Annotated in this window: 16 protein-coding genes; 8 read left to right on the top strand and 8 right to left on the bottom strand. The window is 56.1% G+C overall.

Annotated elements, in window-relative coordinates; all coding sequences use genetic code 11:
* Positions 1–86: 86 nt before the first annotated feature.
* The 3 genes from LUQ43_RS01280 to LUQ43_RS01270 all read right to left on the bottom strand — a co-directional run bounded on the left by LUQ43_RS01280 (position 87) and on the right by LUQ43_RS01270 (position 2,716).
* Complete coding sequence (locus LUQ43_RS01280) at positions 87–599, bottom strand: hypothetical protein (protein WP_299962962.1); 513 nt, start codon at positions 597–599, stop codon at positions 87–89.
* Between the two features lie 242 nt (positions 600–841).
* On the bottom strand, positions 842–1,315 hold the full coding sequence (gene moaC / locus LUQ43_RS01275) for a cyclic pyranopterin monophosphate synthase MoaC (protein WP_299962961.1): 474 nt from the start codon (positions 1,313–1,315) through the stop codon (positions 842–844).
* Positions 1,316–2,716, bottom strand: a complete 1,401-nt coding sequence (locus LUQ43_RS01270; RefSeq protein WP_299962959.1) for an NAD(P)H-hydrate dehydratase — start codon at positions 2,714–2,716, stop codon at positions 1,316–1,318.
* A 37-nt stretch (positions 2,717–2,753) separates the two neighbouring features.
* Between LUQ43_RS01270 and LUQ43_RS01265 the strand changes: the two genes are divergently transcribed.
* The 4 genes from LUQ43_RS01265 to LUQ43_RS01250 are packed head-to-tail and all read left to right on the top strand — an operon-like array spanning position 2,754 to position 5,646.
* Entirely contained in the window at positions 2,754–4,160 is a 1,407-nt protein-coding gene (locus LUQ43_RS01265) for a DHH family phosphoesterase (RefSeq protein WP_299962957.1), read from the top strand.
* Positions 4,105–4,659, top strand: a complete 555-nt coding sequence (locus LUQ43_RS01260; protein ID WP_363318465.1) for a PUA domain-containing protein — start codon at positions 4,105–4,107, stop codon at positions 4,657–4,659. The genes LUQ43_RS01265 and LUQ43_RS01260 overlap by 56 nt, the downstream gene beginning before the upstream one ends.
* Complete coding sequence (locus LUQ43_RS01255; protein WP_299962955.1) at positions 4,583–4,921, top strand: nascent polypeptide-associated complex protein; 339 nt, start codon at positions 4,583–4,585, stop codon at positions 4,919–4,921. Before LUQ43_RS01260 ends, LUQ43_RS01255 begins: the two co-directional genes overlap by 77 nt.
* Positions 4,921–5,646 carry a protein-L-isoaspartate carboxylmethyltransferase gene (locus tag LUQ43_RS01250; RefSeq protein ID WP_299962953.1) on the top strand — a complete coding sequence of 242 codons (726 nt, stop codon included), beginning with the start codon at positions 4,921–4,923 and terminating at the stop codon, positions 5,644–5,646. The genes LUQ43_RS01255 and LUQ43_RS01250 overlap by 1 nt, the downstream gene beginning before the upstream one ends.
* Before the next feature lie 80 nt (positions 5,647–5,726).
* Here LUQ43_RS01250 and LUQ43_RS01245 read toward each other — a convergent pair whose 3' ends face one another.
* Positions 5,727–6,701, bottom strand: a complete 975-nt coding sequence (locus LUQ43_RS01245) for an RDD family protein (protein ID WP_299962951.1) — start codon at positions 6,699–6,701, stop codon at positions 5,727–5,729.
* A 649-nt stretch (positions 6,702–7,350) separates the two neighbouring features.
* Here LUQ43_RS01245 and LUQ43_RS01240 point away from each other — a divergent pair.
* On the top strand, positions 7,351–7,854 hold the full coding sequence (locus LUQ43_RS01240) for a hypothetical protein (protein ID WP_299962949.1): 504 nt from the start codon (positions 7,351–7,353) through the stop codon (positions 7,852–7,854).
* 42 nt (positions 7,855–7,896) lie between these two features.
* Here the strand turns inward: LUQ43_RS01240 and LUQ43_RS01235 are convergent, their stop codons facing one another.
* From LUQ43_RS01235 to LUQ43_RS01220, 4 genes are all read right to left on the bottom strand, one after another.
* Positions 7,897–8,670, bottom strand: a complete 774-nt coding sequence (locus tag LUQ43_RS01235; protein ID WP_299962947.1) for a DUF169 domain-containing protein — start codon at positions 8,668–8,670, stop codon at positions 7,897–7,899.
* Positions 8,671–8,746: 76 nt separating this feature from the next.
* A complete protein-coding gene (locus LUQ43_RS01230) occupies positions 8,747–10,195 on the bottom strand; it encodes a nucleotide sugar dehydrogenase (RefSeq protein WP_299962945.1) in 1,449 nt (482 codons plus the stop codon).
* 12 nt (positions 10,196–10,207) lie between these two features.
* Positions 10,208–11,116: a Gfo/Idh/MocA family oxidoreductase gene (locus tag LUQ43_RS01225; RefSeq protein ID WP_299962943.1), complete on the bottom strand. Its 909-nt coding sequence runs from the start codon at positions 11,114–11,116 to the stop codon at positions 10,208–10,210.
* 1 nt (position 11,117) lies between these two features.
* Positions 11,118–12,212: a DegT/DnrJ/EryC1/StrS family aminotransferase gene (locus tag LUQ43_RS01220; RefSeq protein ID WP_299962941.1), complete on the bottom strand. Its 1,095-nt coding sequence runs from the start codon at positions 12,210–12,212 to the stop codon at positions 11,118–11,120.
* Positions 12,213–12,367: 155 nt separating this feature from the next.
* On the opposite strand from LUQ43_RS01220, the gene pyrB reads away from it, so the two are divergent.
* The 3 genes from pyrB to LUQ43_RS01205 all read left to right on the top strand — a co-directional run bounded on the left by pyrB (position 12,368) and on the right by LUQ43_RS01205 (position 16,166).
* Positions 12,368–13,264: an aspartate carbamoyltransferase gene (gene pyrB / locus LUQ43_RS01215; protein WP_299962939.1), complete on the top strand. Its 897-nt coding sequence runs from the start codon at positions 12,368–12,370 to the stop codon at positions 13,262–13,264.
* Positions 13,261–13,734 carry an aspartate carbamoyltransferase regulatory subunit gene (pyrI, locus tag LUQ43_RS01210; RefSeq protein WP_299962937.1) on the top strand — a complete coding sequence of 158 codons (474 nt, stop codon included), beginning with the start codon at positions 13,261–13,263 and terminating at the stop codon, positions 13,732–13,734. Before pyrB ends, pyrI begins: the two co-directional genes overlap by 4 nt.
* Positions 13,735–13,895: 161 nt before the next feature.
* Positions 13,896–16,166, top strand: a complete 2,271-nt coding sequence (locus LUQ43_RS01205) for a PKD domain-containing protein (RefSeq protein ID WP_299962935.1) — start codon at positions 13,896–13,898, stop codon at positions 16,164–16,166.
* Positions 16,167–16,196 lie beyond the last annotated feature (30 nt).

Here is a 16,196-nt window from a genome sequence, read left to right as displayed (position 1 = left end):
TTTGATATGTGGGTTTCAAACCAGTCATTCTGTGCACTACCTACTTCAGAAATTGACGAGGAAAAAATGAATAACCGATGCACCTATCACGGTTCCTTATTCCGTTCCAAAAGGTCTATTAATTTGCGATTTTGAACGACAATCTTTTCAAGTTCCTTAAACATTTTTTTATTCGTAACCTCATCTCTGATATCAGTTTTTGTCTGTAAAATCAAATCTGCACCGAATAACAAAACGGCGATCCCTGCACCATATATTGCCAATGAAGCCGCAATCGCAGCCTCCACAGTAGGTATTGAAACTCCTGGTGTTGTAAGTGAAGCCGCTCCTTCTGATAAGGATATTATACTGATAATTAATGCAATACTTCCAACAAAAACAAAAAAGAAAGGCCACACGTATCGACGAATGTCTGTTGATTTTATTTCAGTTCTTTCTGAATCTCCGTGAGTTAGGAGTACATTAGAAGAAAAATCAGGATTATTCCTCATATTCTGGCATGCTGCAATTTTGCTTTGATAAAGTTCAATTTGTGAATCTATAGATTGATTGAAGGATAATAGATCCTCACAAATTTCGTCAATTTCTTCAGAATCCATATATAATATGCAATAATGATTTTCAGTAGATAAATCTTCCATTTTCAAATTATGCTGAACGCCGCCGCCCCCGACGGGGCGCCCCCGCGGCGACCTCAATGGACTATTCCCGTTAGGAACAGGTAAGTGGGTAGCGCAAAACCCGACGAGGCGTTTTGCGCGTAAAGTATCGTTATGGGGATGCCACAGCAGCGGGGGCGATGCCCCCGTGAGCGTTACGAAGTTCTTGTAAGAAACGAAAATCAGGGAGACTTCCCCTTCTTCTTCTCGATCACCCGGATATCGGTAATCCGGGTCACGGGATACTGCCCATCCTTATCCTTCTCAGCTGATTTCACCATGTCCCATACGGTAAGCAATGCCAGAGAGACTCCGGTTAACGCTTCCATCTCCACGCCGGTTTTACCAGTCATCTTGACGACAACGGTGGTCTCGATATACCCGTCGCCTTCGGTAAAGTCGACCGTGATGGAACTGATCGGAATGGGATGGCACATCGGGATGAGAGAAGAGGTGTTCTTCACCGCAAGCGTTGCTGCCACGCGGGCGGTTGCCAGCACATTGCCCTTCACTACCGTTCCCTCCCGTATGGCAGCGAGCGTCTCCGGCCGGAGATAGATCTTCCCTGCCGCTACCGCTTCGCGCACAACATCTCCCTTTCCGCTGATGTCCACCATCTGCGCCCGATCGTTCTCGATATGAGTAAATTTCACCATTCACGCACCTTTCCTGAAGAGCACTGCCGGGATCTTCCCGATGATATCCGAGGCAAGCATCCCCCCGCCCCGCTCCGCGACCACAGCTTCCCCTGCTTTCCCGCTGACATATGCAGCAATGCAGGCCGCATCGAACGCGGGAAGGCGGCAGAGCAGTGCACCGGCGATACCGGCAAGCACGTCGCCGGTCCCTCCCACGGTCATCGCGGGGTCGCCGGTCCGGTTGAACCGCACTTGCTTCCCGTCCGTAATAATATCGATGTGCCCCTTTAGAAGCACCGTGCCTTTGATACCGGCATGCTGCACTGCCCGGGCCCGCCCGGTCGTATCACCGGGAAGCGTGACACCGGCGATACGGGCAAATTCCCCGGCATGCGGGGTATAGATCGTTTCACCCGCAGCGCTGGGAAGGGGAAGACGCAGCGCATCGGCATCGAAGACCGCTTTTTTGCAGTGCGGGGCAATGGCTGTGATAACCGAATGGCTGTCTGCGCCAAGACCGTTCCCGCAGACCACCACGTCCGCTTTCTCTGCTAGCGTGATGAGCCGTTCGGTGTGTTCCGGCCCTATCACCTTCCCCTCCAGCCGTTCATAGATCAGGTCAGGCACGGGCTCGAAGACCGGCGACGCGATCCGCACGATATCCGCACCGGCCCGGAGCGCCCCGAGACCCGCCAGCCAGGGAGCGCCCTGGTACGGCCCTCCCCCGATGATGAGCACCTCCCCGCCATTGCCCTTGTGGGCCTTCTTCGGGCGTGAGGGTATGAGCATGAGATCCCCGGGGCCGGTGAAGCACTCCGCCTCGACCGGGATACCGATGTCGATGACGGTCGATCCCGCCACTTTCGGGCGGTGGAACGCACAGATCTGGTCCGCCCGCATACCGGGCGTCGGGATATCGGCCGCGATGATCTTCGCCTGCGATGCATTGGCCATCGCCACGCAGGTCCGGATCGGCTCTTTGAGGCTCCCGCTCGTACCCGTGCCGAGCAGGGCATCGACAATCACATCGGATTCCGCAAAGAGCGGGTGGAGCAAATCGAGATCGTCGCGGGATGCAAACGGGTGGAGCGCGATCCGCGAATGCGAAAGAGCGCGGAGCTGGTGTTCGCAGGCGCTGCTCTGCTGCCCGTAGTCAAGATAACAGACATCCGTGACCGCGTGACGCCGCAGGTGGCGGGCCGCAACCATGCCATCGCCGCCATTGTTCCCCTTCCCGCAGAGTATGAGCACGCGGGAGGGATTCCGGGCAAGCACATGCTCTGCAAGCCCCCGGCCCGCGCTCTCCATCAGCTGGAGCTCCGTGACGCCCAGCGCTATCGCATTGGCATCCACAGCACGCATCCGCTCAGGGGTGATAAGCCCTGTTTCAGAAAAGCCTTCGGCCGGATCGGGTTGCATGGTTCGTCTAATTCATCTGTATGAACTCCCTAAATATATGGCAATGGGTTTTTGCGATGATGTCAAAGCAGCCGCCGAACAGATCGCGGCAGCACCGGAAATAACCATCATCTCCCACATCGATGCGGACGGCATCAGTTGCGAGGCGATCCTGTCGCAGGCGATCTCACGGCAGGAGATCCCGGTCAAATCCGTTTTTGTGCGCCAGCTCGAACCCCTCACGATGCCGCAGGTCCCGTCCGATTCCTCGCTCAAGATCTTCTCCGATCTCGGCGCCGGCCAGCAGAACCTGATGCTCGAACGGGGTTTTACGGATAAGGAAGTCCTTATCATCGACCACCACGTCAGCCAGCCCTGCGAGCGGGAGTATACGCAGGTGAACTGCCTGCCCTACGGGTATACGCGGATGAGCGCGGCGGGCGTTGCGTATCTTGTCGCAAAGCAGATGGATACTGCGAACATCGACCTCGCCCAGCTCGCGATTGTCGGCAATGTCGGCGACATGATGGCGCGGGAGAAGTGCGGGCTTGTCGGGCCTGCACGGGAGATCATTGTCGAGGACGGAATTAAGCACGGGTCGGTCAGGGTCAACAAGAAAGACCTCAACTGTTACGGGACAGCGACCCGCCCGGTCCACCTGTCACTCGCGTATAATGACGACCCGTTCGTGAAGGGGATCAGCAACAATCCCGAAGGCGCCCGCCAGTTCTTAAAGAGACTGGGGATCCGTCAGCAGGCCCCGGACGGGCGGTGGTATGTCTGGGAGGAACTCTCCGATGACGACCACAGGACGATCATCTCGGCACTCGCCCAGCAACTGATGGCAAACGGGGATAAGACCGACCGCCTGCTTGCGGAGACCTACCGGTTCCCCGGCGAGATCCCAAGAACACCCCTCCGGAATGCCCAGGAATATGCGACTCTGCTCAATGCCTGCGGGCGCTGGTCGAAGCCTCAGATCGGCGGCGCCATCCTCCGGGGCGACCGGGGCACGGCATACCGCGATGCGGAACACATGCTCAACAACCACCGTGCAATCCTCCGCGAGCTGCTCCAGTATATCGTGGATACGGGGGTGAAGGAACTGGAATACCTCCAGTACCTCCATGTCGGCGGGAAGTATCCCGACACGATTGTGGGGATAGGAGCCGGGATGGCGCTCTCGAAACTGAATGCCAACAAGCCCATCCTGATCATGTGCGAGGTGCCCGAGGACCGGAGCCTGACCAAAGTCTCGATGCGCACCACCGAGCGGGTTGTCGAGAAAGGAATCGATCTCCAGAAAGCCCTCTCGGACGCCTCCTCTGAATATGGCGGCGGGGGCGGAGGACATAAGATTGCTGCGGGAGCATATATCCCCAAGGCAGCGGAAGAGGAGTTTGTTATTCGTGTCAACCGTATACTCGGAGAACAGTTTACTGCGGCGGGTCCAGGTCATAGCTGACTTCCAGTTCGGCGGTAATGCCGGACCCCATCTCTTCCCGGAGGGCTGCACGTTCATCTACTCCACCACCGGACGGGTCCGGCAGGTGCTGAACAACGGGGTGCGCCTTGCAACGGTCCGGGCATCGGACGGCCGGCTCACGCTCAGCATCGAGGGGGCATACCGGCTCCGGGCAGCCCTGCCGGCACCGAATTACCGGGTCACGGTCCTCGAGGATGTGGCAGAGTTCATCGCGAAAGGCAAGAACGTGTTTGCCAAGCACGTGACCGCGGCCGACCCGCAGATCCGCGCGGGCGACGATGTCATGGTTGTTGCAGAAGGCGACCGGGTGATTGCGTGCGGCGGTGCGATGATCTCGGGCCCCGATATGATTGCATTTAATTACGGAGCCGCCGTAAAAGTACGGCAGGGATGTGAGAAGGATGCTTCCGGGAAACATCAATCCACGCCAGATGAAGGCGATGATGAAGAAGCTCGGCATGAATGTCGAGCAGATTGAAGACGTGCAGAGTATCGTGATCAAGACCCCGAAGGGCAACTACGTCTTCGACGCTGCGGAGGTCACCGTGATGACCATGCAGGGCTCGGTCTCGTACCAGATCCAGGGAAACCCCCGGTTCGAGGCAGCGGCTGTCGAGATCCCCGCAGAGGATATCACGATGGTTGCCGCACAGGCAAATGTCTCTGAAGAGAAGGCAAAGGCCGCACTCGTAGCGTCAAAGGGCGACATTGCCGAAGCAATCATGCAGCTCGCATCGTGATGATCGAAGAGGGCGATAGGATCCTGCTCGTCGGGGCAGGACGGGAATTCTACATCAAGGCGGGGAAGGGCTCGCTTGGCACGGACAAGGGCCAGCTGGACCTTGCAGCGATTGTCGGGAAGAACTCCGGGGATACCATCACTACGCACAGCGGTGCGGAGTTCACGATCCGGATCCCCCGGCCAACCGATTTTTTCACGCACGGCAAGCGCTCCGGCGCCCCGATGCTCCCAAAGGATATCGGCCTTGTCATTGCCTACACCGGCATGAACCACAACGATGACGTGCTCGATGCCGGCACCGGCAGCGGGATTGCCGCGATCTATTTTGCCGGCGTTGCAAAGACCGTGAAGACCTACGAGGTCCGCCCCGAGTTCTCCACGCTCGCGATGAAGAATATCACGGATGCAAAACTCACCAATATCGAGGCAATTCCCCTGGATTTCCTTGCCGCAACCGGACTCTATGACGTTGTGCACCTCGATTTGCAGATCCAGTCAGAGCACGTGATCCATGCGTATTCCCTGCTCCGGTCCGGGGGATACCTCGCGTGCTACACGCCGTTCCTCGAACAGATGGCGATCGTGGTCGATACGGCTGCCGAGCGGTTTTCCGAAGTCCATACCCATGAACTGATCGAACGGGAGATGATCCGGTCGAAGAGGGGGACCCGGCCTTCGACGAGTGTGTGTCACTCGGGGTATGTGACGATTGCGAGGAAATGATATTTTATGATTTTGCATAGGGAAAAGTGAAAAATTGTAAAATGTATCTTACCCGTAATCAAAGTAAAGATATACTTCCTTTATTTCTTGACCACAAGTGTTTTTGCTATCATATCATGAAGTCCTTGTTTCTTTTCTGTGAATCCAATCATGATGAACCCCCCATATAAGATTACAAGAGATAACAATTTTCCAATATATCGAATGGATGCCTGTTTGAACGTTAATTGTGATCCATCCATATTTGTTACAATCAATCCCATAGCCTCTTTTCCAAATGTTGCCATTTTCGGAGAACTCTCTAAATAAGCAAAATAAGCAAATCCCACTATCCAGATTAAAAAATAGAAAATCAATGGATTTGTTCCAGATATTACAACACAGATAACAAATGGAATAAGCAAAATTAATCCGTCAATTACTGCTGCAGCTAATCTCAGCCAAAAGCCTGCATAGTTAATTCCTAACTCTTTGTTTCCAAATGTTAGTGTTTCACTTGTTGAAGCGTAGTTGTTGTTTGGCTTTAACTCGGAATTTGAGTTGTTTTTTGGGGGGACGGGTCCCGGTGTAAATTTTTGCGATCTCGCTGCAGGATTGACAAATTTAATTTTTGGGTTTTCTTTACTCTGTTTTACAATCATTTGAACTTCGTCGAACGTTGCATCATATATGGCGAGATCCTCATTCTTCGTGAACCGTATCCCCATTTCCCAATTATATGCCTGTGAATGTTCGTGAAGATTCATTGAGGTTATCAGACCTTCATTCTCATTTATGAAACACTTCGCATGAAGGTTTTCACAAACACGAACATCTGCGCTAATTAGACCCCGTAGGAATTGAATGTCATTCTCATCGACATTTCTTTGTGTATTATTCTCGGCTCGTGAAATAACTATAAACTTTATTCCTCGCGTATCTACATTTTTTATATAATTTTTTGTCTGTTGTGGAATTTTGAGGTATGGCGCAACGATATATAGCTCATCATGGGCGCCGTTTATGATTTCAGTAATAGCACCATAGGACATTGCACCATTTACAAATTTTACCATGTGGTATCAATCTTCAATTCAATTCATCAAGGCATAAAATTATGGAATAATACTTTTGGGACGTAGCTTTCAACGAGAATGAAACATCAAAGTTCTTCTCAACTTATAATTTATGAGGCCTTACGCTCAAAACGCCTCGTCGGGTTTTGCGCTACTCACTTACCTGTTCACGTGATTGAAAACGTATGTGAGCCGCCGCGGGGCGTCCTTCGGGGCGGCGGCAGGCATCGCAATCGTTGAGACTTATTCCATTTTTTCTGTACCCACGCGACCCCCCCTCACCACAAATCCTCCTGTTCGCACACATTACAGAAGTAAAATTTTACAAATTTCGCACAAAATCCGGAAGGGGCAAGGGGGGGTCGCGTGGGTACAAGAATATTTTGAACGCCCGCAGCACCATGTCAAAAGACCACATAATCCCCATCAGGGCCCTGCATACAGCGATGGAGACTCCGGTCACAAGGGGCAAAACCCACCGGCCCCGGATCCATGAACCGATCAGCATCTTGTACCCACGCGACCCCCCACTTCATCCGTGCACCGGACCACCAAGGCTTTCTCGGTCCCCCCCATTCTCCTACTCAGGCATCCTGTGAACCGGGGAATTCACCCCACGGAGCAGGACCAGAAGAGGGCAGGAGATATCATGACCCATTTCCGCTCACGACCCGGATCCAAGAGTGCATCGAGAAGGCTGAAACACCCGTTCCCGGACAGTGCGGCATTCTCCGCAGTTGTTCAGGCGCTGCGGCTCAAAAACCCGCTCGGATGCACCTCATACTACGCCCAACGGAGAAATTTCCCACCAGTCATGCCGGTGCGCGAACGCTATACGGCAAAGTTCGTGTACCTTGACAAGAATGGAAAGCAGGTGGGCGCCAGCTCGGAAGTGTACGACTCGGCCGAGGGCTACGAGACGGGCGTTGCCTCCATGATCACGAACATGGCGAACATCGCCGCCCACCGGGGGACGGTGAACCACCTGAAGGAGGCCGATCTCTTCTCCGTCACGCTGAAATGCCACGACCCTGCGGGCGAACTCTATTTCGTGAGCCTTGCCCGCGACCGGATCACGGTCTCGTCCTACACGGACGATGCGATCCGCCGGAAGGTGGAGGAGTGGGCGGACAGCGTGACGGAACTCCGGTGAGGACAGGAAAGAAAAGATGTCCCGGGGGGAGAGCAGGTCCCCTCACGCTTTCTTCTGCGCTGCGTTGCTCCGTTCGATCTTCTTCTTCACGACATCCCATGTCTTCGTGATGAGGAAACTCTCCTCCATGTACCCGATCCCCTTCACGAAGCGCTTCATCGGGAACGCCATGGTCAGGACATCCACCGGGACACAGGGCCGTGCTGACGGGTCGAACATCCCCAGCACGACCTTCGGGTCATCCTTCTGCTGTTCGAGCCTCGGCCAGTGGATGATGGAACTGCACCCGGCCCCCATGGGGCAGATGACCCCGTTCGGGTCGGACTGATCGAAGTTCGCGAGCGTGAAGAGCCCGCTCAGGACTTCAGGGCGGGCAAAGAAGATCACGACTTCGGGATTATCCTTCTCCGTCAGCTGGTCCCAGCGTGTGAAGACCATCTCCTTCCCCTGCGAGGAGATGGGGACATACGCTTTCTCCCAGGCATCAACGATCTCGGGGGTCTGCTTGTACCGCTCCCCTTCGACTACGCCCGCCTTGCCGTGCGAGAGGAAGAACCGGAAGCCGGGCGGGCGCGTACCGGAATACCCGGTGAACACGAGCCCGCCCCCGCACGTGATCGAGCGGGCATCGAAGGCGAGCGGCGTCCCGTTCCGGGCCCGACCGATCTGGCAGATGATGCAGCGGTGGCCGGAAGGCGGCGGGACCTTCTCTGCAGTACCGGGATCGGTCCGGAATTCAAGGGCAAGGGGAAGTTCTGCACCCGGGAAATGCTGCTGCCACAGGGCAGTGAACCGGTCGCGGAGGCTGGTGTCCATACGGGTAATTGACACATTCCGTGATATTAAGGCGATCTGTCAGGATACGGCTCAATAAAAATAGTGATTAGCGGAATTATACGTCCACGATTGCATGCTCGTTCTTATCCCCGCGACCGATACCCTTGTAGACAAACCCTTCCCGGATATATGCATCAGGATCCACCATATTCCGGCCATCGATAATAACCGGGTGTTTCCTGCCGGATACCTTCCGGATCTCCTTTGCATCCAGCGTCCGGTACTGGTGGTGGCCGGCAAAGATGATAACCGCATCGGCACCTTTGAGCGCCACATCTACCGTGGGGACAAGCGGGACACCGGGATACTCAGCCACGAAGGGATCGTGGACCCTGACAACCGCACCCTCTTTCACCAGCAGATCGCGGTACGGCTCGGCGGGTGTGTTCCGGGTATCATCCGAATTCGAGAGGAACGCCCAGCCGAGCAGGGCGATCTTTGCCCCTTTCATCGGCCTGCCTGCCCGTTCGAGCGCCTCCTTCGTGAGCCGGAACATGTGGCTCGGCATGAAGTCGTTGATCCGCCGGGCAAGCACGTAGAGCGACGGCTCGCCGGTCGGGTAATCGAGCAGATCCTTCCCGAGCATCTGGACACCGCGTTCCAGGTGGTAGGTATCTTTCGTAAGACAGTGGCCGCCAACGCCGGCCCCCGGCCAGAGCATCGCCCTCGTGATGCCTTCCCCTTTGAGGCTGTCGATGCCGGTCCGGACATCGTACACGTTGATCCCCATCGCCTCGCAGTAGAGAGCGAGCTCGTTGATGGCGGCGATCTGGAGATCGCGGAACGTGTTCTCCGCGGTCTTCGTCACTTCCGCAGCGGTCGAGGTCATCGGGATAACTTTCCCGAGAGTAAGGACAGGGGAGTAGAGTTCGGTTGCCCGCTTCGTGCTCGTCGCATCGATGCCGCCGACAATACGGTCGTGCTCCCGGATATTGCGCAGGAGCCTGCCGACCATCACCCGCTCCGGTGCATGGGCGAGGGCAAAGTCATCCCCGGCAACCAGGCCGGACTCATCTTCCAGGATCTCGCAGGCAATCCCGGAGGTCGTGCCGGGCGTGATCGTGGATTCGAGCACTACCAGCATACCGGGCGTGAGGTTGCGGCCTACGTTCCGAACCCCTTCGAACAGGGCGGAGAAGTCCGGCAGCAGGTCTTCCTTGTTCAGAAACGGAGTCTGGATCGAGAGCGTGACCGCATCCAGCTCCCGGATCTTCGAGAAGTCCGAGGTGCAGGAGAACTTCCCCTGCGAAGTGACCTTCTTCAGCAGGTCTTCAAGCCCCGGTTCCTCGCCCTTGAGCGGGCTCTCCCCCCGGTTGAGCATCGCGATCTTGTATCCCGAGGACTTGGAGTCACGCTGAAACCCGTATACCTTCTCAAACTGCGGGGCATCCGCAAACAGCGCTGCGGCCGGGATACCCACGTATCCCATACCAAGCACGCCGATCTTCTTTATCGGCCCGCGTTTCCTGATAATTTCTGCCAGTTTCGATACATTCGTCGTCATGATAGGGGTGGTTCAGATTGAAAGTCCGGCCTGGATCTGCTCGCAGACCTGCAGGTTATCAATGGCCTGTTCCGGCGTGATCGGGAACGGACGGTTCTCCCGCGCACACTCGACAAAGGTAGAGAGTTCGCGTTTCAGCGGCTCGAGCTTGTTCACCATCACCTTCTCGATGATGTTCTCCTGCACGTACCGCTCGGCCTCGAACTGGTACTGCCCCGGCTTCCGGTAGATGGTGACCTCCTGCGTCATGAAATCACCCTCAATAGTGAAATCTTCCTCCTCGACATAGATCATCCGGATCTTCTTGGAGGCCTTGCGGCTCGCGGAGAGGGAGACCGGGACCTTCCCGCATTTCATCAGGACACTGCAGACATCCGCATTACCGGCGCTGTGGATATCGGTCGGATGGCCGAACACATTGAGGAGGATGTCGATATCATGGATCATCAGGTCCTCAACAACCGTGCTCCCTGTCACCCGTGCGGAAGCCGGGTTGTGGCGCTTCATCTCCACATAGAGTGGCTTGTTCACGATCTTCCTGATCTCGCTCACCACCGGGTTGAACCGCTCGATATGGCCGACACCGATCGTGACTCCTCCGGGTGCCGACTTCATGAGGTCGATGGCTTCCTTTGCCGTGGCAGCGATCGGCTTCTCGATAAGCACGGACTTTTTCGCTGAAAAGACCTGTTTCACCGTCGCCGCGTGGAACTGCGTTGGAACGCAGACACAGACCGCATCCGTGCCGGCCAGAAGTTCGTCCATGGTGGCACAGACATTAGCGCCGTGCTGGTTGCCAATTGTCTTTGCCGCTGCTTGGTTCACATCAAAGACAGAGACGCTGTCCACGCTCTTGAGCTCGGAATAGACGCGGACATGGTTCTTCCCCATGGTCCCTACGCCGATAATGCCAACATCCATGTTATTTCACCCGGTTGATGGTATCGCAGATATATGCCAGTTGTTTCTCATCCACCGAGGGGTGGACGGGCAGGCTCAGCACCGATGCCGCAAGCCTGGTTGCGACCGGGCAGGGGTCGGGATCGTTTTTGAGGCCGAAGACCGGCTGGCGGGGGAGGGGGATCGGGTAGTGGATCGCGCTCCCGATACCGTTTTCTTTCAGGTAGTCCATGAACGCCGCCCGGTTCATCGGGAACTCGTCGGTCAGCCGGATGACATACTGGTGGAAGACCGGCTGCATGCCCTTTGGCGTGACCGGTGTGACCAGGCCGTTTACAGAGAGGTGCGCATTCAGGTATGCGGCATTCTTCCGGCGCTGCTCATTGAAGCCGTCAAGCTTCTTCAGCTGGACGATCCCCAGTGCTGCCGCCATGTCGGTCATGCGGTAGTTGTAGCCAAGGCAGGTATGGAGATATTTTTCACTCTGGCCATGGTTGATGACCAGCCGCAACCGGTCATTCAGGGCCTTGCTGCCTGTGGTCACCATCCCGCCTTCCCCGGTGCTCATGTTCTTGGTGGCATAGAACGAGAAGCAGGCGAGATCACCAGACGATCCAACCTTCTTCCCGTTCAGGGATGCTCCGTGGGCCTGTGCAGCATCTTCGATCAGGATCAACTTGTGGCGCCCGCAGATCTCCTGCACGGCAGGAATATCGAATGGCTGGCCGAAGATGTGAACACCGATGACCGCTTTGGTCTTTTTCGTTATGCACGCGCTGATCTTCCGCGGGTCGATGTTGAAGGTCTTCTCATCCACGTCCGCAAAGACCGGCGTTGCCCCGCACATCAGCACAGATGAGGCCGTTGCATAGAACGTAAAGGCCGGTACAATCACCTCGTCACCGTGACCGATCCCCGCAGCCATCAGCGCTGCATGGAGGGCTGCTGTGCCATTGTTGACCGCAACGGCATGGGCAGCACCGCAGTAATCCGCAAATGATCGTTCCAGTTCTGCAACGCGGCTGCCGGATGCAAGCATCCCGGATTCGAGCACCGCAGTCACGGCATCAATTTCGTCCCGGCCTATCACCGGCCGCGCAATGGGTATAGGATCCAAAGAATTACCCCGCAAAATATGACAAATACTGAATAAAAATGCGCCATGATCCAATAATAGCGTTCCTGTTACCGCATGGACCATGCAACGCGAAAGATAGCTAATTAGGGCATGAGCACGATATATTCATCAGATATTCGGGAGGGTGAACTGCTGTGCACCACATCATATCTATCGGGGATTTTGACCGGGACGGGATCGACCGCCTGCTGGATCACGCAGGGCAGATCCAGAAGAAAAAGTACGATGCGCATGCCCTTGACGGCAGGATCCTGGCCGTCCTCTTCTTTGAACCCAGCACGAGGACCAGGCTCTCCTTCCAGTCAGCCATGGCCCGTCTCGGTGGCACATCCCTCTCGGTCGGCAGTGTCGAGGCCTGCTCCATGGCAAAAGGCGAGACACTCGCAGATACCGTCCGTGTCGTGAGCGGGTACGCCGATGCCATCGTTATCCGGCACCCGAAAGAGGGGGCGGCGCGGCTTGCAGCAGAGTTCTCCACGGTCCCGGTCATCAATGCCGGGGACGGTGCAGGCCAGCACCCCTCCCAGACGTTCCTCGATCTGTACACGATCCGCCAGTCCATGCCCCTGGACGGGCTGGACATCGCGCTCATCGGCGACCTGCGCTATGGCAGGACCGCACACTCCCTTGCCTCCGCCCTCTCTCTCTATAACGCACGGCTGCACACGATCTGCCCCAAGGGACTCGAACTGCCGGCAACCCTTGCTGCACAGCTTGCCGCCAAGGGGACGGAGATCATCGAGCACGACAATCTCGAGGAGATCATCCCCGATATGGATGTGCTCTACGTCACCCGCATCCAGCGCGAACGGTTCCCCGACTCGGCCTCGTACTTCAACGTGGCCTCAAGTTACCGGATCACGCCGGAACTGCTGGCCGGGGCAAAGAAACGGCTTATCGTCCTCCACCCGCTCCCGAGGGTCGATGAGATCGACCCCCGCGTCGATGCCCTGCCCCATGCCCGCTACTTCGAGCAGTCAAGAAACGGGGTCCCGGTCCGGATGGCGATGCTCATGCAGGTGATGCAATGAAGAACAATGAAGCTGCTGAAAACGAGGGGCTGCTGGTCCGGCGGATCAAGAACGGCACCGTGATCGACCATATCGACGGGGGCGAGGCACTCAATGTGGTCAAGATCCTCGGTATCACGGGCACCACGCAGGAGGCACTCTCCATTGCAACCAATGTCCCGAGCGGCAACATGGGGAAAAAGGACATCGTCAAGCTGACCAACAGGGAGCTCTCCAAGGAGGAAGTGGACCGGATCGCCCTCATCTCCCCGCGGGCAACCATCAATATCATCCGGAACTTCAAGGTCTTCGAGAAGAAAGGCGTGGAGATCCCGACCCTGATTGAGGGCCTTGTCCGCTGCCCGAATCCCGGGTGCATCTCCAATACCCACGAGCCCATCCGGAGCAAGTTCCGGGTCCGGCCTGAAGGAATTCACTGTATCTACTGCGACTGGGTGATCTCACGCGACATCACCAGCCACATCATCTGATCTGCCCGGGGCATCTCCACCCCCGGGAAAACACCTTTTTACTAGTATGGAGATAGCTATACATCCAAACATTCCAATTGTACAACTCCACTACAGTCCGCCTCATTGACGATGAAGTGAGGAATTAAATACGTGTTCAGTGATAAATCAGGTTAGTGATCATGATGAGATCCGTTAAGTTCTTGTTATATGCAGGATTGATTTTCCTGCTCCTGGCCCTGGCAGTACCCGGGGTATCAGCAGCTGATACCGCTAAATCAGGCTACATCACCGTTGGTGTGGCACCGGTAGCACAGTTCGATGCCCACTATGCGTTTACTACCATCCCGACCAAGGTTGAGTTTGTTGACAATTCACTGGGTTCAACCCCGATGACATGGGCATGGGATTTCGGCGATGGCGCAACGTCCACCGACCAGAACCCCAGCCACCTGTATCTCCAGCGCGGCACCTACACGGTTAAGCTGACCGTGAAGAATTCCTACGGTGTCAGCACCGCAGAGAAGAAAGACTACATTACCGTTGGTGTAGCACCCAAGGCGGCTTTTGTTGCAAACCCGACTTCAGGCAGTGTCCCGCTGAGCGTGGGATTCACCGACCAGTCAACCGGCCAGGTAACCACATGGACCTGGGATTTCGGTGACGGAAAGGGATCGAACGAGCAGAACCCGACCCACACCTACTGGACTGCCGGGACCTACAACGTCATTCTGACCGTATCCAACGAGCACGGATCTTCTGATATAACCAAGGCACAGTACATCGTGGTATCCGATGACCTTGTCTCGAAATTTGCCGCCAATCCCGCATCCGGCAAGGCACCCCTTGCGGTGACCTTCACGGACCGGTCCTCCGGCAGCCCGACAACATGGGCATGGGACTTTGGCGACGGGATCACCTCAACTGAGCAGTACCCCAGCCATACCTTTACCAACGCTGGTTCGTATGATGTGAAACTCACCATCACCCGGGGCACCGAGACCGCCTCATCAACCCAGACCCTGAACGTCGGCGGCGTCCCGAACACCGATTTCGTTGGCACACCGACGCAGGTGAACCCCAATGAAAATGTCCAGTTCACCGACAAGTCCGGAAATGCACCGACCGCTTGGTCATGGGACTTCGGAGACACGGCGACCTCTACCCTGCAGAACCCGACCCATGCATACCAGGTGAAGGGTATCTACACGGTCTCGCTGAATGCACGGAATGCAAACGGCAAGGACACCGAGACGAAAACCAGTTACATCAATGTGGGTATGCCCCCAACTGCCGAGTTCATACCAGTCATCGTGCCCTACCAGCAGTACAAGGTGCCAATGACAGTCTCGTTCATCGATCAGTCAACCGCACTGCCAACCTCATGGGAGTGGAACTTCGGTGACGGTGCAACATCCACCGAACAGAACCCCAGCCACATCTATGCAAAAGAAGGAACCTATACCGTCTCCCTGACCGCCAAGAACACCTTTGGTTCTGACACCAAGGTGCGTACAAACCTCATCACCGTAGGTGGCGGCGCAGCCGTTGATTTCACCGCTGACTCGACAACCGTTGGTGTTGGCAGGATTGTCTCCTTTACGGATCTCTCAACCAACAACCCCACGATCTGGGTCTGGGACTTTGGCGATGGTGTAACCGGTACCGGTTCAAACCCTGACCACGTGTACCGGGCAACAGGTGTCTATGACATTACGCTCACGGCATCGAACCCGTCCATGACCAACTCGCGGACCAAGAACCAGTATATCACGGTCCTCTCCATCCCCAGGGCGGATTTCATTGCCGACAAGACACGTGGCGGCGCCCCCATGGCAGTCGCATTCTCTGACAAGTCAACCAATGCACCGACTTCCTGGAAGTGGGACTTCGGCGACGGCGCAACATCTGCTGAGCAGAACCCGACCCACACCTACACGACGCTTGGCACCTACTCGGTCTCCCTGACAGCGTCCAACAAGGACGGTGCAGACACCATGACCAAGGCCAGTTACATCGTAACAACCCTTGCACCGGTTGCTGAGTTCAAGGCAGACAGGCAGATTGGGAAGGCACCGTTCGTTGTCGAGTTCACCGATCTCTCAACCAACGCCCCAACCTCGTGGAAGTGGGACTTCGGAGATGGCACAGAATCATCCGAACAGAACCCCCGCCACATCTACCTGCGCGAAGGCACCTATGATGTCAGCCTCACTGCAACCAACCAGTACGGCAGCGACACCATGTTCAAGACCGGATCCGCAGCCAATACACCAGTAACTGTTGCGGTCACCACCGCTGCTCCGACTGCAGCACCGACAGAGATACCGACCACCCCTGTTGCAACAGCAGCAACGGCAAAACCAACCACCCAGGCCCCCCTGCCGGTGGCAGTTTCCGTGATCGCAGCAGCCATTGCGATGATGGCAATCGCTGTCGTCCACAGGAAATAATCATCTTTTTTTTATCAGTGCATGGTTTAA

Origin of the sequence: Methanoregula sp. (genome assembly GCF_028679125.1) — an archaeon.
In the GTDB taxonomy this organism is placed as follows: Archaea; Halobacteriota; Methanomicrobia; order Methanomicrobiales; family Methanospirillaceae; genus Methanoregula.
Note: the sequence above shows the minus strand (reverse complement) of the source record. Positions and strands in the feature narration are given on the sequence as shown.